This window comes from Catenulispora yoronensis (genome assembly GCF_039531695.1).
GTDB classification, from domain to species: domain Bacteria; phylum Actinomycetota; class Actinomycetes; order Streptomycetales; family Catenulisporaceae; genus Catenulispora; species Catenulispora yoronensis.
Genome location: NZ_BAAAQN010000007.1, coordinates 82751 through 104569, shown reverse-complemented (window position 1 = coordinate 104569; position 21819 = coordinate 82751). Strand labels below are relative to the sequence as shown.

The 21819-nt window shown below is 71.2% G+C and carries 19 protein-coding genes; 11 read left to right on the top strand and 8 right to left on the bottom strand.

The window, feature by feature from the left end; genetic code table 11:
- The first annotated feature begins 33 nt into the window (after positions 1–33).
- Positions 34–483 carry a MarR family winged helix-turn-helix transcriptional regulator gene (locus ABD481_RS08360; RefSeq protein ID WP_344664972.1) on the top strand — a complete coding sequence of 150 codons (450 nt, stop codon included), beginning with the start codon at positions 34–36 and terminating at the stop codon, positions 481–483.
- Between the two features lie 60 nt (positions 484–543).
- On the opposite strand, the gene ABD481_RS08355 is transcribed toward ABD481_RS08360, so the two are convergent.
- The 4 genes from ABD481_RS08355 to paaN form a co-directional block, all read right to left on the bottom strand.
- Positions 544–732, bottom strand: a complete 189-nt coding sequence (locus tag ABD481_RS08355; RefSeq protein ID WP_344664971.1) for a hypothetical protein — start codon at positions 730–732, stop codon at positions 544–546.
- A 33-nt stretch (positions 733–765) separates the two neighbouring features.
- The gene (locus ABD481_RS08350; RefSeq protein WP_344665102.1) at positions 766–1581 is read right to left on the bottom strand and encodes a helix-turn-helix domain-containing protein; all 816 of its coding nucleotides are present in this window, start codon (positions 1579–1581) and stop codon (positions 766–768) included.
- A gap of 1 nt (position 1582) precedes the next feature.
- A complete protein-coding gene (locus ABD481_RS08345; RefSeq protein WP_344664970.1) occupies positions 1583–2104 on the bottom strand; it encodes a DUF6879 family protein in 522 nt (173 codons plus the stop codon).
- A 220-nt stretch (positions 2105–2324) separates the two neighbouring features.
- Positions 2325–3992: a phenylacetic acid degradation protein PaaN gene (gene paaN, locus ABD481_RS08340; RefSeq protein WP_344664969.1), complete on the bottom strand. Its 1668-nt coding sequence runs from the start codon at positions 3990–3992 to the stop codon at positions 2325–2327.
- A 118-nt stretch (positions 3993–4110) separates the two neighbouring features.
- Between paaN and ABD481_RS08335 the strand changes: the two genes are divergently transcribed.
- The 4 genes from ABD481_RS08335 to ABD481_RS08320 all read left to right on the top strand — a co-directional run bounded on the left by ABD481_RS08335 (position 4111) and on the right by ABD481_RS08320 (position 9121).
- Positions 4111–5862 carry a 3-hydroxyacyl-CoA dehydrogenase gene (locus tag ABD481_RS08335; protein WP_344664968.1) on the top strand — a complete coding sequence of 584 codons (1752 nt, stop codon included), beginning with the start codon at positions 4111–4113 and terminating at the stop codon, positions 5860–5862.
- Positions 5863–5995: 133 nt separating this feature from the next.
- Entirely contained in the window at positions 5996–7201 is a 1206-nt protein-coding gene (pcaF, locus tag ABD481_RS08330) for a 3-oxoadipyl-CoA thiolase (protein ID WP_344664967.1), read from the top strand.
- Positions 7198–8505: a phenylacetate--CoA ligase PaaK gene (paaK, locus tag ABD481_RS08325; protein ID WP_344664966.1), complete on the top strand. Its 1308-nt coding sequence runs from the start codon at positions 7198–7200 to the stop codon at positions 8503–8505. Before pcaF ends, paaK begins: the two co-directional genes overlap by 4 nt.
- Before the next feature lie 16 nt (positions 8506–8521).
- The gene (locus ABD481_RS08320) at positions 8522–9121 is read left to right on the top strand and encodes a TetR/AcrR family transcriptional regulator (protein ID WP_344664965.1); all 600 of its coding nucleotides are present in this window, start codon (positions 8522–8524) and stop codon (positions 9119–9121) included.
- Between the two features lie 87 nt (positions 9122–9208).
- Here ABD481_RS08320 and ABD481_RS08315 read toward each other — a convergent pair whose 3' ends face one another.
- Positions 9209–10048 (bottom strand): aminoglycoside 3'-phosphotransferase, encoded by an 840-nt coding sequence (locus ABD481_RS08315; protein ID WP_344664964.1) that lies wholly within the window; start codon positions 10046–10048, stop codon positions 9209–9211.
- A gap of 75 nt (positions 10049–10123) precedes the next feature.
- Positions 10124–11302, bottom strand: a complete 1179-nt coding sequence (locus ABD481_RS08310; protein WP_344664963.1) for a uroporphyrinogen-III synthase — start codon at positions 11300–11302, stop codon at positions 10124–10126.
- 394 nt (positions 11303–11696) lie between these two features.
- Here ABD481_RS08310 and nirB point away from each other — a divergent pair, with 394 nt between their 5' ends.
- The 3 genes from nirB to ABD481_RS08295 all read left to right on the top strand — a co-directional run bounded on the left by nirB (position 11697) and on the right by ABD481_RS08295 (position 16214).
- Positions 11697–14339, top strand: a complete 2643-nt coding sequence (gene nirB, locus ABD481_RS08305) for a nitrite reductase large subunit NirB (protein ID WP_344664962.1) — start codon at positions 11697–11699, stop codon at positions 14337–14339.
- Between the two features lie 107 nt (positions 14340–14446).
- On the top strand, positions 14447–14827 hold the full coding sequence (nirD, locus tag ABD481_RS08300) for a nitrite reductase small subunit NirD (protein ID WP_344664961.1): 381 nt from the start codon (positions 14447–14449) through the stop codon (positions 14825–14827).
- 67 nt (positions 14828–14894) lie between these two features.
- Positions 14895–16214, top strand: a complete 1320-nt coding sequence (locus ABD481_RS08295; protein ID WP_425559122.1) for a nitrate/nitrite transporter — start codon at positions 14895–14897, stop codon at positions 16212–16214.
- Between the two features lie 38 nt (positions 16215–16252).
- On the opposite strand, the gene ABD481_RS08290 is transcribed toward ABD481_RS08295, so the two are convergent.
- Positions 16253–16762, bottom strand: a complete 510-nt coding sequence (locus ABD481_RS08290) for an Lrp/AsnC family transcriptional regulator (protein WP_344664960.1) — start codon at positions 16760–16762, stop codon at positions 16253–16255.
- Positions 16763–16874: 112 nt separating this feature from the next.
- On the opposite strand from ABD481_RS08290, the gene pdhA reads away from it, so the two are divergent.
- Genes pdhA through ABD481_RS08275 form a run of 3 tightly spaced genes read left to right on the top strand, consistent with a single transcriptional unit; the run spans position 16875 to position 20514 of the window.
- Entirely contained in the window at positions 16875–18104 is a 1230-nt protein-coding gene (gene pdhA, locus ABD481_RS08285) for a pyruvate dehydrogenase (acetyl-transferring) E1 component subunit alpha (protein ID WP_344664959.1), read from the top strand.
- Positions 18101–19114, top strand: a complete 1014-nt coding sequence (locus ABD481_RS08280) for an alpha-ketoacid dehydrogenase subunit beta (RefSeq protein WP_344664958.1) — start codon at positions 18101–18103, stop codon at positions 19112–19114. Before pdhA ends, ABD481_RS08280 begins: the two co-directional genes overlap by 4 nt.
- A complete protein-coding gene (locus ABD481_RS08275) occupies positions 19111–20514 on the top strand; it encodes a dihydrolipoamide acetyltransferase family protein (RefSeq protein ID WP_344664957.1) in 1404 nt (467 codons plus the stop codon). Before ABD481_RS08280 ends, ABD481_RS08275 begins: the two co-directional genes overlap by 4 nt.
- Here ABD481_RS08275 and ABD481_RS08270 read toward each other — a convergent pair.
- A complete protein-coding gene (locus ABD481_RS08270) occupies positions 20511–21782 on the bottom strand; it encodes an MFS transporter (RefSeq protein ID WP_344664956.1) in 1272 nt (423 codons plus the stop codon). The two genes, ABD481_RS08275 and ABD481_RS08270, sit on opposite strands and share 4 nt — an antisense overlap.
- Positions 21783–21819: the final 37 nt, after the last annotated feature.

Genomic DNA, 21819 nt, shown 5'->3' with positions numbered 1-21819 from the left:
GCTGCCCCCGCCGGACCCCCGAGGAGAAACCACATGCCACCCAGAACCCCAGACCGCGGCACGGCCTACTTCCCCCAACTCGCCGCCGAACGCCTCGACATCGCCCTGTGCCGCGCGTCCTCCGCCGTAGCCCGCACCGCCGAAGCCCACACCGCCACCACCGGCCTCGCCGTCGGCCACCACCTGGTCCTCAAAATGCTCGCCGAATCAGGCCCCTGCTCCCAAGCCACCCTCAGCGACGAACTCCGCATCGACCGCAGCGTCATGGTCGGCATCTGCGACAGCCTCGAACGCGACGGCAACGCCCACCGCGAACGAGACACAGTCGACCGCCGGGCCTACGCTGTCACGATCACCGCTGCCGGAAGACGACAGCTGAAGCGAGCCGAGGCCTCGGTACCGGAGCTGCTCGACGAGGCTTTCGGGAGACTGTCGGCAGGGGAGCGGGAGCAGCTGGCGGCGTTGTTGGGGAAGCTGTTGTGAGGTGGGGGGCGGAGCAGACGAGCCAAGGGCACAAGCGAATCCTGCTGCCCTGCGCGCTCATCACACCTCGCCGCCCCCGGAAACGAGATCTGTGGCCGCCACCCACTCCTCGACCCCGCCAGCCGGATGGGGCCGAATGGCCACCTTGGTCTCTCCGATGTAGTCCAAGACCTTGTACGTCTTGCCCTGGTACTGGACGAGGGTTCCGCGCTGAGGCTTGACTGCGCTCTCTTCGGCTTTCGGGCTCATGCTCTGAGGATTGCCCGGCCTTCTGGCCCGGCTCTACGGTGTTCTGCGTTCCCGCAAGAACTCATCTCGGATGTGCTCGACCATGGTGCGCATCGCGTCACCGGTGACAGCTGTCCGCTCGAACCTCTCGAACTTCTCGCGGTACAGCTCGACGTCTCTTGGCTCGGCCGTGGTGATCTCGGCGTGTGGAATCTCGACCGTTGTCAGGCGGGAGTCGAATACGGCGAATGAGCACGTAGGTACTTCGGGCATGGGCGCCGCAAGAGGCACGACGCCAAGCCAAATGTTCGGCAGTCTCGACAGCGTGACTACACGGTCCAGCTGCACTGCCATCTCCGGGGCGGAGAGTAAGCGCCAGCGGAGAACCGACTCCGTGATGAGGAATCGGAACGACTTGCTTGGCTCATAGAGCACTGATTGCCTCTGGAGGCGAGCTCCGACTGTTCGGATCAAGACTTCCTCAGTCAGGCTCTCACCGGCGAGGATGCGGCGTGCATACTCTGGCGTCTGACATAGGCCGGGGATACATGACGGTTGGAAGACCCGGAGAACCGTTGTCTCTGCCTCTATGGCCTTGATCTCGTCTTGGTGGTGGTGGAACCCGGTACGGCGGTAGAGCCGCCACGCGGTCGCCTCAGTGGCTTCCCGCCGTGCGACCTCCGCGAGGTTGGTCCTGATCTCTTCGGACACGCCGATCGCCGTGAGGAGGCGCTCAACATCCATCACGGTCGGAGCGGTCTTGCCCGTCTCAACGCGGCTCAGTTTGGACGTGGACATGAGAGCGCTCCGGGCTACGGCCTTGGCCTCCTTGCCGCTGGCCTCCCGCAGTTCCCGGAGCGTCCGGCCGATGTCACCTTTCAGTGCCGTGCTGCTTCCACCACGACGTGAACGGCTCGGCGTGGCTCAGTGCCAGGTCGCGCCACTCGATCCACTTCCCGGCGTCGGGCTCCCGCTCCCCACTGATGAAACCGCCGGCAGCGTCGTACGTCATGGACACGACCGAGGAGTGATCGAACATCCAGAAGTCCGGTACGCCCGCCAGCGGGTTGGATCGCTCTGTGACGTCGAGGATGAAGAACTCTTCGCCGGCGGTCTGGTTGGTGAAGTAGCCCCATTCCAGTTCGTACCGTAGGTAGTCCGTCAGCGGCCGAGCGAGCACGTGGACGCGATACATGCGGCGTCCGGCGATTGTGTTCCGGCGGATTGTCTCAAGCCATGGAGCGTTATAGTCCTCGGGCTTCGGCTCCCCAGCGTGGTAGGCCCGCATCTTCTCAGCGCTGGTCGATCCGCTGTAGTCGTCCAGTGTCTCCAGCCGGAAAGCTTCCCGGTCGAAAGTTCCGAACAGTGCCCCGAACTCCTTAGCCGAGATCACGTGCAACGTCCCTGAGGAGCGCCAGGGGGATGCGCAAAGAGGCGGTCGCGTACACAGTTGGGCAGGTGCCGCCCTGGCACTTGCTTCCGTCGCCGTTCATTTTGGTGAGCTTCACGCCTTCCCCCTATTCGTAGAGGTTCGTCGTTCGATGCTCTCGGCGTCGAAGTGCTTAGGGCAAGGGCGACACGTTGCGGGAACGCGAAATCGCGCTGATCGGCCCCTAAATATGCCGCCGCGACTGCACCACCCGGAACCGGTTCGCCACATAAGCCAAGTCCGACAGCGCCGAGTTCGCCGCCGGGTTCGCGCCGGTGGCGTGGAAGTCGGAGAAGGCGGCGCTCTGGTTCACGTAGACGCCGCCGGTCAGGTTCACTGACAGGTTCACGCCTGCGTCCAGGGCTGCTTCCTCGGTCTTCGCGATCACGGTGTCGTCGGTGGAGTAGACCGCGGCGGTGATCGCGCCGTGGGTGGTCACGGTTTCGCGGAAGGTGTTGATCGCGGAGTCGGTGGTGTCGGTGGCGATCAGGAAGCTGATCGGGCCGAACCATTCGGCGGTGTAGATGTCGGTGTCGGTGGTGTCGATGGCGGCGATCAGGGGGGTGCGGACTTCGGCGGTGGGGTAGTCGGAGTTGGTTACGGTGCGGGAGGCCAGGACGGTCTTGCCGACCGATTCGGCTTTCTTCAGGCGCTCGCTCACGCCGGTGTTGCACACCGCGCCGAGGAGGGCGTTGGCGCGGGTGTCGTCGCCGAGCAGTTTGTCGACGGAGGTGGCGAGGTCGGTGGCGACGTCGTCGAACGATTTGTGCTCGCCGCCTGCGGTGATGCCGTCGCGGGGGATGAAGATGTTCTGGGGTGTGGTGCACATCTGGCCGCTGTAGAGGGAGAAGGAGAAGGCCAGGTTGCCCAGCATGCCCTTGTAGTCCTCGACCGAGTCGATGATGACGGTGTTGATGCCGGCCTTCTCGGTGTAGACCACGGCCTGCGGTGCGTTGCGCTCCAGCCACTCGCCGAACTCCGTGGAGCCGGTGTAGTCGATGACGCGGACCTCCGGGCGGGTCGCCAGCACCTTGGCCAGGCTCTCGCCTGGCTTCTCGGCCGCCAGCGCCACCAGGTTCGGGTCGAAGCCGGCTGCGGACAGCGTGTCGCGCAGCACCGCCACGGTGATCGCCAGCGGCAGGATCGCGTTCGGGTGCGGCTTCACCACCACCGCGTTGCCGGTGGCCAGCGAGGCGAACAGGCCCGGGTAGCTGTTCCAGGTCGGGAAGGTGTTGCAGCCGATCACCAGGCCGATGCCGCGCGGCACGGCGGTGAAGCGCTTGGTCATCCGCAGCGCCGGCTTCGGCCCCTGCGGCTTCTCCCACTCCGCCGCCGCGACCTGCGCGGTCTGCGCCGCGTAGGCGTAGGCGACGGCCTCCAGGCCGCGGTCCTGCGCGTGCGGGCCGCCGGCCTGGAACGCCATGCCGAAGGCCTGGCCCGAGGTGTGGTGCACGGCGTGCGCGATCTCGGTGGTGCGGGCGTTGAGCCGCCCCAGCGCCTCGATGAGCACCGTGGCCCGCACGTCCGGCCCGGCGTCGCGCCATTGCGGCATCGCCGCGCGCATTGCCGGCAGCAGCACGTCCAGGTCCGGGTGCGGGTAGGTGACGCCCAGCTCCACCCCGTACGGCGACGTCTCCCCGCCGACCAGCTCGTCCGTGCCCGGCTGCACCAGCGGGAACGGTCCGCCCAGGTAGGCGTCGTAGGACGCCTTGCCGGTGGTGGCGGCCTCCTCGCCGTACGCCTTCGGCATCTCCGGGTAGGGCGTCCAGAACGCCCGCTCCCGGATCGCCTCCAAGGCCCGATCGAGGGTCTCTCGGTGGCGGGCGGTGAACTGCTCGGCCGTGGCGGTCATCATCGACTCCCGGGATGCTGGTGTGGCGGCCCTGACGGGATCTAGAGTAAACCGAACGGTCGGTCGGTTCCAGAGCGACACCGCCTGGACACGCCGTCCGCGGAAGGAGTGGACGTCGATGGTGGGGAACGGGGCATCCGAAGCCCCCGGGTCACTCGTGGGAGTGATCGGCGGGGGCACGATGGGCGCCGGGATCGCGCAGCTGGCGGTCCAGGCCGGGCACGCGGTCGCGGTCTACGACGCACTGGACGGCGCGGCGGCGCGCGCCGTGGAGGGGATCGGCAAGCGCCTGGACGCGCTCGCCGCCAAGGGCAAGATCACCACTGAGGAATCCGAGGCGGCCAAGGCGCGCCTCTCCGCGCTCGACGGGCTGACCGGGCTGAAGGACGCGGTGCTGGTCGTCGAGGCGGTGATCGAGGACCTCGGCGTGAAGCAGAAGCTGTTCGCCGAGCTCGAAGACGTCGTCGACGCCGACTGCGGCCTGGCCACCAACACCTCCTCGCTGTCGATCAGCGCGATCGCCGCCGGCCTGCGCGACCCGGGGCGCCTGGTCGGCATGCACTTCTTCAACCCGGCACCGCTGATGCCGCTCGTGGAGATCGTCGAGGGCATCGCCACCGACCCCGCGCGCCGCGACGCCGTCCGCGCCCACGCCGAGGCCTGGGGCAAGACCACGGTGCAGTGCCGCTCCACGCCGGGCTTCATCGTCAACCGCGTCGCGCGGCCGTTCTACGCCGAGGCGCTGCGCGCGTACGAGGAGCAGGCGGCGGACTTCGCGACCATCGACGCGGTCGTGCGCGAGAGCGGCGGCTTCAAGATGGGGCCGTTCGAGCTGGTGGACCTGATCGGGCTCGACGTGAACCTCGCCGTCTCCACCTCGGTGTGGGAGGCGACCGGCTACGACCCCCGCTACACGCCGGCGTGGACGCAGAAGGAGTACGTCGCGGCCAAGCGCCTGGGCCGCAAGACCGGACGCGGGTTCCACGACTACGGCGAGAACGCGGCGAAGCCCGCCCCGGCCTACGAGCCGGCGCGGGAGCTGGAGCAGTCCGAGACGCTGCGCCCCGGCTCGTTCCGGCTGAGCGAGCTGTTCGACCCGACCCGGGACGACCGGCCCAGCAGCTTCCTGCTCTCCAAGAGCTTCGGCCGGACGGCGACGTCCTACGGCGACGGCCGGATCCTGGTCGATCTCATGCTCGACCCCGAGGCCGGGCCCACCGTCGCGCTGGCCCCGGCCGCGGACACGCCGCCGCGCGGTCTGGAGATGGCCGTCGCGTACCTCCAGAGCCTGGGCAAGAAGGTCGTGGTGCTGGAGGACGTGCCGGGGCTGGTGCTGACGCGGACCGTGGCGCGGCTGGTGAACGAGGCGGTCGACGCCATGTACCGGGGCGACGCCGACGAGGACGACATCGACACCGCGATGCGGCTGGGCGTCAACTACCCCCGGGGCCCGCTCGAATGGGGCGCCGATCTAGGCTTCGCGTACATCTGTGACGTGCTCGACAACCTTGAGAACGTTTACCGCGACGGCCGCTACCGCGCGTCGCCGCTGCTGCGGCAGCTCGCGCACGCCGACGCGCTCATGGGCGCGCCGTTGCTCAACCACGAGCCGCCGCCGCTGGTGCGGTCGGTCATGGTACAGGTCAACCGGGACGTGGCCGAGGCGCGGACGTACGCGGCCGGAGTGATGCAGCAGCTCGGCATGGCGCGCGTGGCTACCAAGTTTTCGGTTGTGGTGCCGGAGGCCGAGAAGGATTCCGAGGGCCAGGAGGGCTCTGAGCAGCCCAAGGAACCCAAGGAACCCAAGGAACCCAAGGAACCCAAAAAACCCGAGGAACCCGAGGCTTCCGACCAGCCCCCGGCACCGTAGCTAAGTACCGCCGCACCCGGGTCGCCCCGCACCCGGGTCGCCCCGCGCCCCGGCCGCCCCGCGCCCCAGCCCCCCCGCACCCCAGCCCCCCGCACCACCTCCCCTCAATCCGCTCCACCGGCAAGGACCAGACATGACCGACGCCTACCTCGTCACCGGCACCCGCACCCCCTTCGGCCGCTACGGCGGCGCCCTCTCCTCCGTCCGCCCGGACGACCTCGGCGCGCACGTCATCCGCGAGCTCCTCGCGGGCGTTCCGCAGCTACCCGGCGCGGCGGTGGAGGAGGTCTTCTTCGGCGACGCCAACCAGGCCGGCGAGGACAACCGCGACGTCGCGCGAATGGCCTTGCTGCTGGCCGGGCTGCCGGTCAGCGTGCCCGGCGTCACCGTGAACCGGCTGTGCGGGTCGGGGCTGGAGGCGCTGGTGCAGGCGGCGCGCCAGGTGCGGCTCGGTGAGGCGGACATAGTGGTGGCCGGCGGCGTGGAGTCGATGTCGCGGGCGCCGTTCGTCATGGGCAAGGCCGACGCGGCGTTCTCGCGCTCGGCCGACGTCTTCGACACCACGATCGGCTGGCGGTTCGTCAATCCCCTGATGAAGAAGCAGTACGGCATCGACTCCATGCCGGAGACCGCGGAGAACGTGGCTGAGCAGTTCGGCGTCGGGCGGGAGGACCAGGACGCGTTCGCGGTCCGCTCGCAGGAGCGCGCGCTGCGGGCCCAGGAGAACGGGCGCCTGGCGAAGGAGATCACCCCGGTCACCATCCCGCAGCGCAAGGCCGATCCCGTCGTCGTGGCGCGGGACGAGCACCCGCGCCGCACCTCGGTGGAGGCGCTGGCCAAGCTCGGCACGCCGTTCCGCGAGGGCGGCACCGTCACCGCCGGCAACGCCTCCGGCGTCAACGACGGCGCCGTGGCGCTGCTCGTCGCCTCCGGCGCCGCCGTCGACCGGTACGGCCTCACGCCGCTGGCGAAGGTCGTCACCTCGCACACCGCCGGCGTCGAGCCGCGGATCATGGGCATCGGCCCGGTCCCGGCCACCCGCGGCCTGCTGGAGCGGGCCAAGCTCGGCATCGGGGACATCGACGTCGTCGAGCTCAACGAGGCCTTCGCCTCGCAGTCGCTGGCCTGCCTGCGCGAGCTCGGGCTGCCCGACGACGCCGAGCACGTCAACCCCAACGGCGGCGCCATCGCACTCGGCCACCCGCTCGGCGCCTCCGGTGCGCGCCTGGCGCTGACCGCGGCGCTGGAGCTGACCGAGCGCCAGGCCCGGTACGCGGTCGCCACCATGTGCGTCGGCGTCGGGCAGGGGATCGCGGTGCTGCTGGAGCGTGCGGCATGAGTTCGCTCCCTGAGATCCCGGCGAACGTGCTCGACGCGGCCGAGCGCGCCTCCGTCGAGGAGCTCAGGACCTTGCAGACCGAGCGGATGGCGTGGACGCTGCGCCACGCCTACGCGAACGTTCCGCACTACAGGGCGGCGTTCGACGCGGCCGGCGTGCGGCCGCAGGATTTCCGGGAGCTGGCCGATCTGCGGCACTTTCCGTTTACCGCCAAGCAGGATCTGCGGGCGAACTACCCGTTCGGCATGTTCGCGGTGCCGCGCGAGCAGGTGGCCCGGATCCATGCCTCGTCGGGGACGACCGGCAAGGCAACGGTCGTCGGATACACCGCGTCAGACCTCGAACATTGGGCAGCGGTCGGCGCCCGGTCGCTGCGGGCCGCCGGGGTTCGGCCCGGGGACCGGGTCCACGTCGCCTACGGCTACGGCCTGTTCACCGGCGGCCTCGGCGTGCATTACGGGGCCGAGGCGCTGGGGTGCACCGTCATTCCGGTCTCCGGCGGCATGACGGCGCGGCAGGTGCAGCTGATCCAGGACTTCGAGCCCGACGCCATCTGCGTCACGCCGTCCTATCTGCTGGCGATCCTGGACGAGATGGAGCGCCAGGGCGTCGATCCGCGGGCCACGTCGCTGCGGGTCGCGGTGCTCGGTGCCGAGCCGTGGACCGACGCGATGCGCGCCGAGATCGAGGACCGGATGGGGGTCCACGCCGTCGACATCTACGGGCTCTCCGAGGTGATGGGGCCCGGCGTCGGCAACGAGGACGTCGGCGAGAAGGACGGCACCTATCTGTGGGAGGACCACTTCTACCCCGAGATCGTCGACCCCGAGACCGGTGCGGTAGTGCCGGACGGGGAACAGGGCGAGCTGGTCTTCACGTCCCTGACCAAGCAGGCGATGCCGGTGGTCCGGTACCGGACCCGGGACCTGACGCGGCTGCTGCCGGGGCTGAGCCGGCCGATGCGGCGCATGGAGCGCATCACTGGGCGCAGCGACGACATGATGATCGTGCGCGGGGTCAACCTCTTCCCCAGCCAGATCGAGGAGGAGCTGCTCACCGTCGACGGGCTCGCGCCGCATTTCCTCTGCGTGCTGACGCGGCCGGGGCGGCTCGACGAGCTGTGCGTGCGGGTCGAGGCACGCGACGCGGCGGTCGACCGCGGTGCGGCGGGGGAGCGGCTGGCGTTCGGCGTCAAGGAGAAGTTCGGGGTCACGATCACTGTGGATGTGCTGGAGCCCGGAGATCTGGAACGCTCTCAGGGCAAAGCACAGCGGATCGTGGACATGCGGGCCGCGACTTCATGATCTAGAACAGGAAACGATGAGCACAGAAACCGCCGCGACCCGGCGCACCACCTACACCCCCGATTCCCTGCTGGAAGTCGCTGTAGCGGTGTTCAACGAACGCGGCTACGACGGCACCAGCATGGAGGACCTGGCGCGCGCCGCCGGGATCACGAAATCGTCGATCTACCACCACGTCAAGGGCAAGGAGGAGCTGCTGGAGCGCGGTGTGAACCGGGCTCTGGACGCGCTGAACGGCTCGTTGGACGCGATGGAGGCCCTGCCGGACGCCGGGGAGCTGGACCGGGTCGAGCAGGCCGTGTTCCGCGCGGTGCAGATCCTGGTCGAGGAGCTGCCGTACGTGACGCTGCTGCTGCGGGTGCGCGGCAACACCGAGGCCGAGCGGGCGGCGCAGGAGCGGCGGCGGGAGATCGACCGGCGGCTGGCCGGGTTCGTGGAGCGGGCGGCGGCCGCCGGGGCGCTGCGGTCGGACGTGGAGCCGCATCTGGCGTCGCGGCTGGTGTTCGGGATGGTGAACTCGGTGGCGGAGTGGTACCGGCCGGCGCGGGACCTGGCCGCGGACGACGTGGCGGCGGCGGTGACGCAGCTGGTGTTCGACGGGTTGCGGCGGCGGTAGGGCGGCAGGGCTGTTGAACGGTAGGGCGGCAGGGCGGTTGGGCTGCCGGTTTCCGGTCGGCGCGCGCCTGCGCCTCGCGCCCTGGTATCAGGGCCCGACTTCCCACAGCAGCCGGTAGTACTCGGTGCGCTCGGGGTCCGGGTCGATCCCGTAGGCGTCGAGCAGCGGACGCTCCCAGCCGGCGCCGTAGTTCCAGGTCGTGGACCAGGTGGCGATCGCCAGGTCGGACCAGCGGTCGGCGACGCCGAGGTCGCCGAGGTCCACGTGGCCGGCGAAGCGGCCGTCCGGGGTGAGCAGGGTGTTCGGGGCGCAGGTGTCGCCGTGGCAGACGACCAGCCGGTCGACCGGCGGGATGTCCGCGACGCGCTTGAGGGCCTCGGCCATACCGCCGAGGTGGCGGTAGTCGGAGTGCAGGGCGCGGTCGGCGCGGTTGTCGGCGTTGCGCAGCGCCTCCGCCACGCGCTCCTCGGCCGACGCCGAGAACGGGCAGTCGGCGACCGGCAGGGCGTCGTGGAAGGCTCGCAGCGCCTCCCCGATCACCCGCACGGCCGTCGCCGGCTCCCCGAGCCAGCGCTCGCTGACGGCCATCTCGCCGGGCAGCGCGGCGGTGACCAGCCAGGCGCCGTCGTCGTCCGAGCCCAGGTCCAGCACGCGGGGGACAGTGATGCTAGGTACAGTGCCGCGGGGAACGGTGACGCGGCCGCCGGCCCACCGCATCCGCGCCGCCTCCCCGGCCAGGTCGGGCCCGCTGCCGGTGGGCGCCCACTTCGCGTACCGGGCCCCGGGGCCGTCGCCGAGGCGGAAGGTGGCGCCGCCGACCTCGTTGGCCCAGACCGGGACGATCGCCAGACCCCGCGCGGCTTCCCGGATCGGGGCCGGGACCGGGTGATCGCGCGGCGGGACGCCGGAGAAGCTGGGCACGCTCATGAGCCGAGCATTTCATGATCGGCTGTGCGGGCCGAAAGGATTTTCAGTCCGCACACCCGCGTCGGCCAGGGCGCCTCACCCCGGCTCGACAGCCAGCCGGTATCCGCGCTTGGTCACCGTCGCGATGACGTCCGCGTGCTCCCCGAGCGAGGACCGCAGGCGCGCGACCGTCGCCTCGACCGCGTGTTCGTCGCGCCGCATCCCGGTCCAGACGCGGCGCAGCAGCTCGGCGCGGCTGAGCACGCGGCCGGGCTGCCGGGCCAGTTCGCGCAGTACGCCGGCGGGCAGTGGCGGGAGCGGGACCGGGCGGCCGTCGATCAGCACCGCGTTGCCCTGCACCACGATGTCGCGGCCGGGGGTGTTGAGACGGCGGCGGACGCGCGGGGGCAGTTCCTGCGTTATCACCCGGGCGAGGGAGCCCAGGCGGCCCCGGTCCGGCGAGACGGTGGTGATGCCGTGCGGCTCCAGCGGCGCGGCGCAGACCGTTCCGATGCACGCCGCCATGACGTCGGCCTGCATCGCCTCCACCACCCGGCCCAGGTTGCCGCTGTTCTCCGCCGCCGCCAGGAAGGCGGCCGCGCCCGGTGCGGAGGTGAAGGCCACCGCGTGGACCTGTCGGCGCACCACCGCCTCGATCAGGCGGTTGACGGCGCCGGTGTCCTGCGGCGGGCCCCACTGGTAGACCGGGACCGGCACCACCTCGGCGCCGGCGCCGCGCAGCGCGTCCAGGAAGACGGTGTCCGCGCTGCCGTGCAGCTGCACCGCGATCCGGGTGCCGGCCAGGTCCCGGGCCAGCAGCCAGTCCAGCAGCTCGGTGGAGGACTCGGAAGGCGGCGAATAGGTTTCGCGCATCCCGCACTGGCGGATCGCTCCGGTGGCCTTGGGGCCGCGGGCGGTCAGGGTCGCTTCGGCCAGTGCCGCGGTCAGCGGTTCGCCCAGGCCCCAGCCCTCGGCCGTGGAGATCCAGGCCCGCCAGCCGATGCCGGTGGTCGCGACCGCGTAGTCCAGCGGGCCGCGCAGGCACTCCTCGGTGGCCGCCCGCAGGACTCTGTCATCGTGCAACGGGATGATGCGCATGGTCGGCGCCATCATGACCTCGGCGCCGCGCCGCCGGAGCATCGCCCCCAGCTCCTCCCGGCGCCGGTCCGAGGTGATCGCCACGACGCAGCCGATCAGGGGGTCGGAGCCGGTCGTCCCGGGGGTGGGGGAGGCCGGTGAACCCGGTGTGTCCGGTTCGGTTGTGGTCGTGTCCATGCGCCGTACTATCTTCGGGCCCGATTACAGGGGTGTTGCCGACCGGCTACGGGGCGGTAAGACGGTTCGCCCCTTGAAAACACTGGCGACAGGTGTGTGGACGTTGTCATTCCCGGAGGCGGCGGTGTGAGGTCTCCGTCGCGCGCGGGTAACGGCCGCGCGGTGCGGGCAGGCGCGCGCCGACGAGGGTGAGGGTGTGGACACCTCCGCCGCAGCCGGCGTGACTCGAACGGATTGTCCCCACTGGGGACGCGTTGCCGGTGATCCCGGCGCCCCGGTGCCGGGGGTGCCGGTCGATCTCCTCACATCGGGCCGGGGCGGCGATGCGGGCGGTTTCGATCGCGTGTAACACCGCTGACGCGGATGGGTAATCGCCGGGCTGCACCTTGGGGTCATGAGCCCCTCGCTGCGCAGAGTCCTCGTCGTCGGACACGGCATGGTCGCCCACCGGTTCGTGTCCAGTCTTCTTGAGCACGCCCGGGAGGGCGGGCTGCCGGCTCCGGCCGTCACCGTCTTCGGGGCGGAGGACCGGCCGGCCTACGACCGGGTGCGGCTCTCGTCGTGGTTCGACGACCGGGATCCCGGCGGGCTGCACCTGGAGCCCTATCCGGAGGGCGCGGTGGAGGTGGTCGCGCCCGCGACCGTCGTGGCCGTCGACCGGGAGGCGCAGACCGTCACCACCGCCGACGGCGCCGTCCGCGGCTACGACACGCTGGTGCTGGCCACCGGCAGCCGGCCGTTCGTGCCCCCGGTGGAGCAGCACACCGCTCCCGGCTGCTTCGTCTACCGGACCCTGGACGACGTCGAGGCCATCGCCGCCTACGCCGACGGCCGCCGGACCGGCGTCGTGGTCGGCGGCGGACTGCTCGGGTTGGAGGCCGCGAAGGCGCTGACCAGCCTCGGGCTGGAGACCACGGTCGTGGAGTTCGCGCCGCGCCTGATGCCGTTGCAGGTCGACGACGGCGGTGCCGCCGCGCTCCAGGCCCGCATCGCGGAGCTCGGCGTCATCCTGCTCACCGGCACCCGCCTGGACCGCGTGGTCGTCGGCGACGACGGCGTCGCGCGGGCCGTGCAGGCCATCCGCGGCGAGGAGACGATCGCCGTGGACGCCGACATCGTCGTCTTCGCCGCCGGTGTGCGCCCCGAGGACGGCCTGGCCCGCGACGCCGGGCTCGGCGTCGGCGAGCGCGGCGGCATCGTCGTGGACCGGCTCTGCCGCACCTCCGACCCCCGCGTCTACGCCATCGGCGAGTGCGCGCTGGCCGCCGACGGCCGGGTCTACGGCCTGGTCGCGCCCGGGTATCAGATGGCTGAGGCGGCCGCCGCGCACATCGCCGCCGCCAGCGACGAGCGGGCCTTCACCGGCGCCGACACCTCCACCAAGCTGAAGCTGCTCGGCGTGGAGGTCGCCAGCTTCGGCGACGCGTTCGGCGCGGCCGACGGCGCGCTGGCCGCCACCTACAGCGACTCCCGCCGCCGGGTGTACCGCAAGCTCACCGTCGCTCCCGACGGCCGGCTGCTCGGCGGGATCCTGGTCGGCGACGCCGACGACTACGCCACGCTGCGCGCCCTCGTCGGCGAGCAGCCGCCGGCCGCGCCCGAGCTGCTGTTGCTGCCCGCCGGGACGGCCGGGGCGGTCACCCTCGGACCGGCCGGGCTGCCCGACGGCGCCGTGCTGTGCTCCTGCCACAACGTCACCAAGGGCGCCATCTGCACGGCGATCGACGACCTCGCCGAGAAGGGCGCCGAGACGGGCAACGGCGAGGTGACGACCAAGCAGGTCGGCCTGTGCACCAAGGCCGGGACCGGCTGCGGGTCCTGCGTCACCTCGATCAAGAGCCTGATCACGGCGGCCGGCGGCGGCAGCTCGGCGCTGTGCGAGCACTTCTCGCAGACCCGCTCCGAGCTCTATACCATCGTCCGCCGGGACCGGATCACCACCTTCGCCGAGCTGCTGGCCAAGCACGGGACGGCGGCCGTCGGCGGCGCGGCCAAGACCGGCGCGGCCAAGGCCCCGGCCTCGGCGAAGGAGGTCAACGACGGCTGCGACGTCTGCAAGCCCGCTGTCGGCTCCATCCTGGCCTCCCTCGGCGGCCTGCTCGCCGAGGCCGAGGGCGCCGGGCGCAAGCCGCACGTGCTGGACGGCGGCCAGGCCGCGTTGCAGGACACCAACGACCACGTGCTGGCCAACCTCCAGCGCAACGGCTCCTACTCGGTGGTGCCGCGCATCCCCGGCGGCGAGATCACCCCGGACAAGCTGATCGTCATCGGCGAGGTGGCGCGCGACTTCGGCCTCTACACGAAGATCACCGGCGGCCAGCGCATCGACCTGTTCGGCGCGCAGATGGCCGACCTGCCGAAGATCTGGCGGCGCCTGGTGGACGCCGGGTTCGAGTCCGGCCACGCCTACGGCAAGGCGCTGCGCACCGTGAAGTCCTGCGTCGGCTCCACCTGGTGCCGCTACGGCGTCCAGGACTCGGTCAAGATGGCCATCGACCTGGAGCTGCGCTACCGGGGCCTGCGGGCGCCGCACAAGATCAAGATGGCGGTGTCCGGCTGCGCCCGGGAGTGCGCGGAGGCGCAGTCCAAGGACGTCGGCGTCATCGCCACCGAGCGCGGCTGGAACCTCTACGTCGGCGGCAACGGCGGGGCCCGGCCCCGGCATGCCGATCTGCTGGCCACCGACCTCGACGACGAGACGCTGGTCCGCACCGTCGACCGGTTCCTGGCGCTCTACATCGCCGAGGCCGATCGGCTGGAGCGCACCGCGACCTGGGTCGAGCGCTACGAGGGCGGCCTGGACCGGCTTCGCAGCGTCCTGCTGGACGACGTGGAGGAGCGCGGCGCCGACCTGGAGGCGCTGATCGCCGCGCACGTCGACGCCTACACCGACGAATGGCGCGCGGTGCTCGACGACCCGGTGAAGCTGGCCCGGTTCGCCACGTTCGTCAACGCCCCGGAGGCGCCGGACCCGACCGTGGCGTTCGTGCCCGAGCGCGGGCAGATCAAGCCGCTGCTGACCCTGGGTCGGCGCTGATGAAAACGCCTACGCCAACGCCTACGCCAACGCCGGCGCCGATGCCAACGCCAACGATGACGCCAACGCCGATGCCAACGCCAACGCTCGAAAACGAGGAGGAAACCATGTGGACCGCCGTCTGCAAGTACACCGAACTGGAACCCGGACGCGGCGTTGCCGCCCTGGTCGAGGGCAGTGCCGTGGCCCTGTTCCGGCTCGGTGACGGTTCGCTGCACGCCGTCGGCAACATCGACCCCTTCAGCGGCGCCTCGGTCATCTCCCGCGGCATCACCGGGATGCGCGGCGACGGCACCGCCACCGTCGCCTCGCCGATGTACAAGGACATCTTCGACCTGGCCACCGGAGTCGCCCTGGACGCCCCCGAGGTGCGCCTCCCGGTCTTCGCGGTGCGCCGCCACCGGGGCGTGGTGTGGGTCGGCCCGGATGTCACATCCGGCTCCGCCCCGGATGCGGAACTCCTGACGGCGGCGACTCCGGCGGTGTGACCGGGCGAAACAGGGTGTTCATAGTCTGCGGTCGCAGTCCACCGGAAGCGAACGAAGGAGGAGAACCGTGACCGCGACCGTGCCCGCGGACGTCGCCGCGTCCGTACTGCCAGACCGCACCCTGCTGGACACCTGGAACCCCGAGGACGAGGAGCTGTGGGCGGCCGGCGGCCGCCGGATCGCCCGCCGCAACCTCGCCTTCTCGATCCTCTCCGAGCACATCGGCTTCTCGGTGTGGTCGCTGTGGTCGGTGCTGGTGCTGTTCCTCGGCCCGGCCTACCACGTCGACGCCGCCGGGAAGTTCCTGCTCACCTCGGTGCCGACCCTGGTCGGGTCGGTGCTGCGGCTGCCCTACAGCTTCGCCGTGACCCGCTTCGGCGGCCGCAACTGGACCGTCTTCAGCGCCCTGCTCCTGCTGGTGCCGTGCGCTCTGGCCGCCTTCCTGGTCAAGCCCGGCGTGTCCTACTCGACGCTGCTCGTGCTGGCCGCGGTCACCGGCGTCGGCGGGGGCAACTTCGCCTCGTCGATGACGAACATCAACGCCTTCTACCCCGACCGGCTCAAGGGCTGGGCGCTCGGGCTGAACGCCGGCGGCGGCAACATCGGCGTCGCCGCCGTGCAGCTGGTCGGCCTGGCGGTGCTGGCCTGGTCCGGCAAGGGCCACCCCGGTCTGGTCGCCGGGATCTACCTGCCGCTGATCGTCGTGGCCGCCGCCGGGTCGGCGATCTACATGGACAACCTGCCGAACCGGAAGCCGGAGCGGGGCGCGATCCGCGAGGTCGCCAGGCGCGGCCACACCTGGATCATCTCCACCCTCTACATCGGCACCTTCGGCTCGTTCATCGGCTTCGGATTCGCCTTCGGGCAGGTGCTCCAGGTGCAGTTCAAGCACGACTTCGCCACGCCGATCGACGCCGCCTACCTGACGTTCCTGGGCCCGCTGCTGGGCTCGGTGTCCCGGCCGGTCGGGGGCCGGCTGGCCGACCGGTTCGGCGGGGCGCGCGTGAGCCTGGTGACGTTCGCCGCGATGGCGGCCGGCGCCGCGATCGTGCTGGCCGCGTCCCGGGCCGGGTCGCTGGCGGTGTTCGTCACCGGGTTCGTACTGCTGTTCGTCTTCAGCGGGGTGGGCAACGGGTCGGTCTACAAGATGATCCCGGTGCTGTTCGCCGGCGAGCCCGAGCCGAGGGCGCGCCGTCTCAGCGGGGCGCTCATCGGCCTGGCCGGGGCGGTGGGGGCGTTCGGGGGAGTGCTGGTGAACATGGCCTTCCGCCAGTCGTTCCTCAGCACGAAGACCGGGGACGCGGCCTACCTGGGGTTCCTTGTCTTCTACGCGCTGTGCGCGGGGCTCACCTGGGTGGTCTACCTGCGCCGCCGCAGCGGGGTCTGACCGGGCCCGTCACTCGGGCCCTCTCAACGCCGGCCCCGTCACTCCGGCTCCGCCCCGAAGACGACCTCCGGATCACCTGGCAGCGCCGGCAGGTGGTCCGTCTCGTCGAACACCAGCAGCGTCCGCGTCGAACGGACGCCCGGCATGTTCTGGATGTGGGTGAAGACCAGGTCGCGCAGCGTCTTGTTCGAGGCGCTGCGCACCAGCAGCAGCACGTCGAAGTCGCCGCTGACCAGCGCCACGTGCTCCACCCAAGGCAGCGCCGCCAGCGTGTCGCGGATCTGCCGCCAGGAGTTCTGCTCCACTTTCATGGTCAAGTACGCGGACGTGCTGAAACCCACCCGTTCCGGATCCACCTGGATCGTGAAGCGGCGGATCACACCCTCGTCGAGCAGGCGTTTCACCCGGGTGTAGACGTGGGCGCGAGAGACGTGGACGGCCGCGGCGAGGTCGCGCATCGACATGCGGCCGTCCTGCTGGAGCAGATGGACGATCCGGCGATCCGTGTCGTCCAGCGTGGACGGTTGGCCGTTGACGGTGGTGCTCATGGCTCCGATTGTCTCCGATCTTGACGGGTTACTGGTCAACCGGTGTTCTCCGAACAAACAATCGGCATCAATAGGCCACACGCACCCCCCGACACGTGTCAATGGAGACGACGTGACAGTTCTCGCCACGCCCGACAAGACCGGGTCGGGCTTCCCCCTCGGGTTCGACCCGATCCTGGACCCCTCCCCGCTCCAGTACCTGGACGAGCACGGCGCGCTGTCCGGCCCGCTCCGCGACGACGCCGCCGAACTGGCCCCGGACCAGCTCCTGGCCACCTGGCGCGCGATGGTGGTGGGCCGCCGGTTCGACCTCCAGGCGACCACGATGGTCCGGCAGGGCCGGCTGGCCGTCTACCCCTCCTCCTACGGGCAGGAGGCGTGCGAGATCGGCGCCATGCTGGCGCTGCGGGCCACCGACTGGTTCTTCCCCACCTACCGCGACTGCGTGTCCATGGTGACGCGCGGCATCGACCCGGTGGAGGCCCTGACCCTGCTGCGCGGCGACTGGCACTGCGGCTACGACCCCCAGCGCTGGCGCACCGCGCCGCAGTGCACCCCGCTGGCCACGCAGGCGCCGCACGCCGCCGGACTGGCGCTGGCCGCCAAGCTGGCCGGCGACGACACCGTCGCGCTGGCGTTCTGCGGCGACGGCGGCACCAGCGAGGGCGACTTCCACGAGGCGCTGAACTTCGCCGCCGTGTATCAGGCCCCGGCGGTCTTCTTCGTGCAGAACAACCAGTACGCCATCTCGGTGCCGCTGGCCAAGCAGACGCACGCCGCCGCGCTCGCGCACAAGGCCGTCGGGTACGGCATGGCCGGGGTGCGGGTCGACGGCAACGACGTCATCGCCGTGCGCCGGGTCGTGGCCGAGGCCGCCGAGCGGGCCCGGGCCGGGCACGGGCCGACGCTGATCGAGGCCGTCACCTACCGGATGCAGGCCCACACCAACGCCGACGACGCCACGCGGTACCGGGAGGACTCGGAGGTGGAGTACTGGCGGTCGCGGGACCCGCTGGCGCGGCTGGAGACGTATCTCAAGGCCCGGGGGCTGCTGACGGAGGCCGTGGTCGCCGAGGCGAACCAGGCCGCCGAGGCGCTCGCCGACGACATGCGGGCCCGGCTCGGCGAGGAGCCGGAGGTGGACCACCGGGATCTGTTCCGGCACGTCTATGCCCAGCCCACGCCGCAGCTGCTGGAGCAGGCGGTGGCGTTGCAAGCCGAGCTGGACGCCGAGGCCGAGGCCGAGGCCGAGGCGGGTGCCGAAGCCGGTGCCGGTGCCGGTGCCACTACCAATGCCGGTGCCGGTGCCGGTGCCGAAGGCGATCCGGAGGCGGGCCGATGACCACGACTCTCGACACCGCCGCCCAGCGGGTGCGGAACACTGAGATCTCGCTGGCGCAGGCCGTCAACCGGGCCCTGCGCGACGCCATGACCGCCGACGACAAGGTCGTGGTGTTCGGCGAGGACGTCGGCGTGCTCGGCGGGGTCTTCCGCGTCACCGACGGCCTGACCCGGGACTTCGGGGAGCAGCGGTGCTTCGACAGCCCGCTGGCCGAGGCCGGGATCATGGGCACCGCGATCGGCATGGCCATGTACGGGTTCCGGCCGGTCGTGGAGATGCAGTTCGACGCCTTCGCCTACCCCGCGTTCGAGCAGATCGCCTCGCACCTGGCCAAGATGCGCAACCGGACCCGCGGGACCCTGCCGCTGCCGGTCGTCGTGCGTGTGCCCTACGGCGGCGGGATCGGCGGCGTGGAGCACCACTCGGACTCCTCCGAGGGGTACTTCGCCGCCACGCCGGGCCTGCACGTGGTGACCCCCGCGACGGTGTCCGACGCCTACACCCTGCTGCGCGCGGCGATCGAGTCCGACGACCCGGTGATCTTCATGGAGCCCAAGCGGCTCTACTGGTCGAAGGACGTCCTGGAGACCTCCGGCCCGGCCATCGGCACCGCGGCCGTCCGGCGTCAGGGCACTGATGCGACCCTGATCGCCTACGGCCCGACCGTGTCCACGGCGCTGGAGGCGGCCGACGCCGCCGCGGCCGAGGGCTTCGACCTGGAGGTCGTGGACCTGCGGTCGATCGTGCCGTTCGACGACGAGACGGTGTGCGAGTCGGTGCGCAAGACCGGGCGCGCGGTGGTGATCCACGAGGCCGCCGGATTCGGCGGCACCGGCGCCGAGATCGCCGCCCGCGTCTCCGAACGCTGCTTCCACTGGCTGGAGGCGCCGGTGCGGCGCGTGACAGGGTTCGACATCCCCTATCCGCCGCCGAAACTGGAGCGGCACCACCTGCCGTCGGTGGACCGGATCCTGGACGTGGTGGCGTCGTTGCAGTGGGAGGACCGGTGAGCGCGCGGGAGTTCCGCCTGCCGGACCTGGGCGAGGGGCTGACCGAGGCCGAGATCGTGGCGTGGCACGTCGCGGTCGGGGACCCGGTCGCGGTGGACCAGGTGGTCTGCGAGGTGGAGACGGCGAAGGCGACGGTCGAGGTGCCGTGCCCCTACGGCGGTGTGGTCGTCGAGCTGCACGGAGCGGTCGGCGACGTCGTGGACGTGGGGAAGCCGCTGATCAGCGTCGGAGCGAAGGCTGAGGGGTCGGGGGCGGCGCCGGAGGAGCCTGCGGATCGGGCGCGGCTCGACGCCGAGCGCAAGAGCGCGAACGGGAAGCAGTCCTCTGGGAATGTGCTCGTCGGCTATGGCACCGCTGAGGGCGGGGGAGTCCGACGGCGGCGAGTGGTGAGCGGGTTCGGCGGACATACGCCGTTGCCGCGTGTGCATGCCGGTGCCGACGTCACGCCGATCGTTGAAACCGTTGCCACTGCTAAGAACGGCGGCGGCGCGGCGAGCTCGGCTCGGGTCGCTGTGGTGTCACCGCTGGTGCGTCGGCTGGCGAAAGAAGGCGGCCTGGATCTGGCCGAGGTGCGGGGTTCCGGGCCGGAGGGCCTCATCATGCGGCGCGACGTCGAGGCTGCGCTCGCGGCTCCGGCCCCGGCCGCCAGCTCCACGGCCGCGGTCGGCGCCGTGAGCAGCAGCGGCGGCATCGCGGAGCGCGAACGCGTCCCTCTGAAGGGCCTGCGCCGAGCCGTCGCCGACAAGCTGTCCCGCTCCCGGCGCGAGATCCCCGACGCGACGACCTGGGTCGACGTCGACGCCTCCGGACTGATGGAGCTGCGCGAGACGCTCAACCGCGACGCCGATGCGCGGCGTATCAGCCTGCTGGCTCTGCTGGCCCGGATCTGCGTCGCGGGCCTGACCCGGTACCCGGAACTGAACTCGACGGTGGACGTCGAGCGGCAGGAGATCGTGCGCTACGCCGACGTGAACCTCGGATTCGCGGCGCAGACCGACCGGGGCCTGGTCGTGCCGGTGGTGCACGGCGCGCATCGGATGTCGACCGAGGAGCTCTCCGCCGAATTCGAGCGGCTGACGACGGCGGCGCGCGCCGGCACGCTGAGCGTGGCAGAGCTGACCGGATCCACGTTCACGCTCAACAACTACGGCGTGTACGGGGTCGACGGTTCGACGCCGATCCTGAACCATCCCGAGGCGGCGATGCTGGGAGTGGGGCGGATCGTGAAGAAGCCGTGGGTGGTGTCCGGGCCGGACGGGGACGAGCTGGCGATCCGGCGGGTGACGCAGCTGTCGTTCACCTTCGACCACCGGGTGTGCGACGGCGGCGTGGCCGGCGGGTTCCTGCGGTATGTCGCCGATCTGGTGGAGGAGCCTGCGCGGTTGCTGCGAGGGATCTAAGAGTCCTGCGCTGTTGCTCGAGCATTCCGCAGCGTCACTCCCGCCGTGACGGCTCCGAGTGCGGTGATGCCGAGCAGCAGCGCACTCGGCGAAGCGACGCCCTTCAAGGACGACAGCAGGTACGGCGCGGCGAAGCCCAGGTAGGTGAAGGCTTGGAACACGGCGGTCATCCCCGCGAGGTCCTCCGCCGGCGCCAGCCGCTGGACTTCGCCGAGGCCGAACACCATCAGCACGCCGTACCCGAAGCCCATCACCACCGCGACCGCGAGCGTCAGCACCGCCTGCCACGCGCCGAGCCGGTCCAGCGCCGCCACCCCGGCTTCGGCGAGGCTTCCGACGGTCACCAGCGTCAGGCCCAGGACGAGCAGTCGCGGACGCGCGGTGTCCTTGCCGTCGGCGGCTGCTGAGACCTTGCGCGCGTAGGGCTGGATGAGGACTCCGGCCAGCGCGGTCGTCGCCGCGGCGGTGCCGGCGAACGCCAGCGCGATGCCCTTCACGTGGCCCGCCGCGAGACCGGGAACGTAGACCATGGCGATCGTCGCGGCGCCGAACACCCACGGAGCCATCGGCAGTATGACGCCGACGAAGCGCCGGTCGGAGAACCCGCGCAGGCGGAGCAGGCCGCCGCCGAGGACGTCGGACTGCCGGCGGGTCACGGTTTCAGGGGTCTGCGACAGCAGCCACAGCGCGATCGCGGCCAGGACCAGTTGGGGGACGTAGGGCGTCTCGAACGCGGCCGGTCCCCACTGTGCCGACAGTCCGGCGATCAGCGGACCCAGACCGAAGCCCGCGGTCATGGCGATCGAGGCCCGCCTGGCTCCGGCGCCGGCTGCCACCCGGCTGCCCGTCTTACTCTCGGCTTCTGTCAGTGAGAGCTCTTTCACCCAGGCGCTTCCCGCGCTGAACGCCGCACCGCTGGCGATCCCCATCAGCACCCGCCCCGCCGACAGCCAGGCCAGGCCGTGCGAACCGAGCATCAGCACCACCCCCGACACCATCGACAGGGCCACCGCGAACACCACCACCGGTCGCCTCCCGATCCGGTCCGACAGCGGTCCCGCGACCAGCAGCCCGGGCACCAGCCCGGCCGCGTACAGGCCGAATATCGCCTCGGCGGCGGAGGCGGACACCCCCATCCGCTCGCGGTAGAGGAGCACGAGCGGCGCGAACTGGTTGGCACCCCAGCCGACGGCGGTCAGCGCGAAGGCGGCTCGGGCCCAGCCCTCGCCGCGAGGGCGTGATGGCGTCGGCATCACGGGATTCTTCACGTCTGTAAGGCTCACAAGTCCGATGATCTCTTGCGAT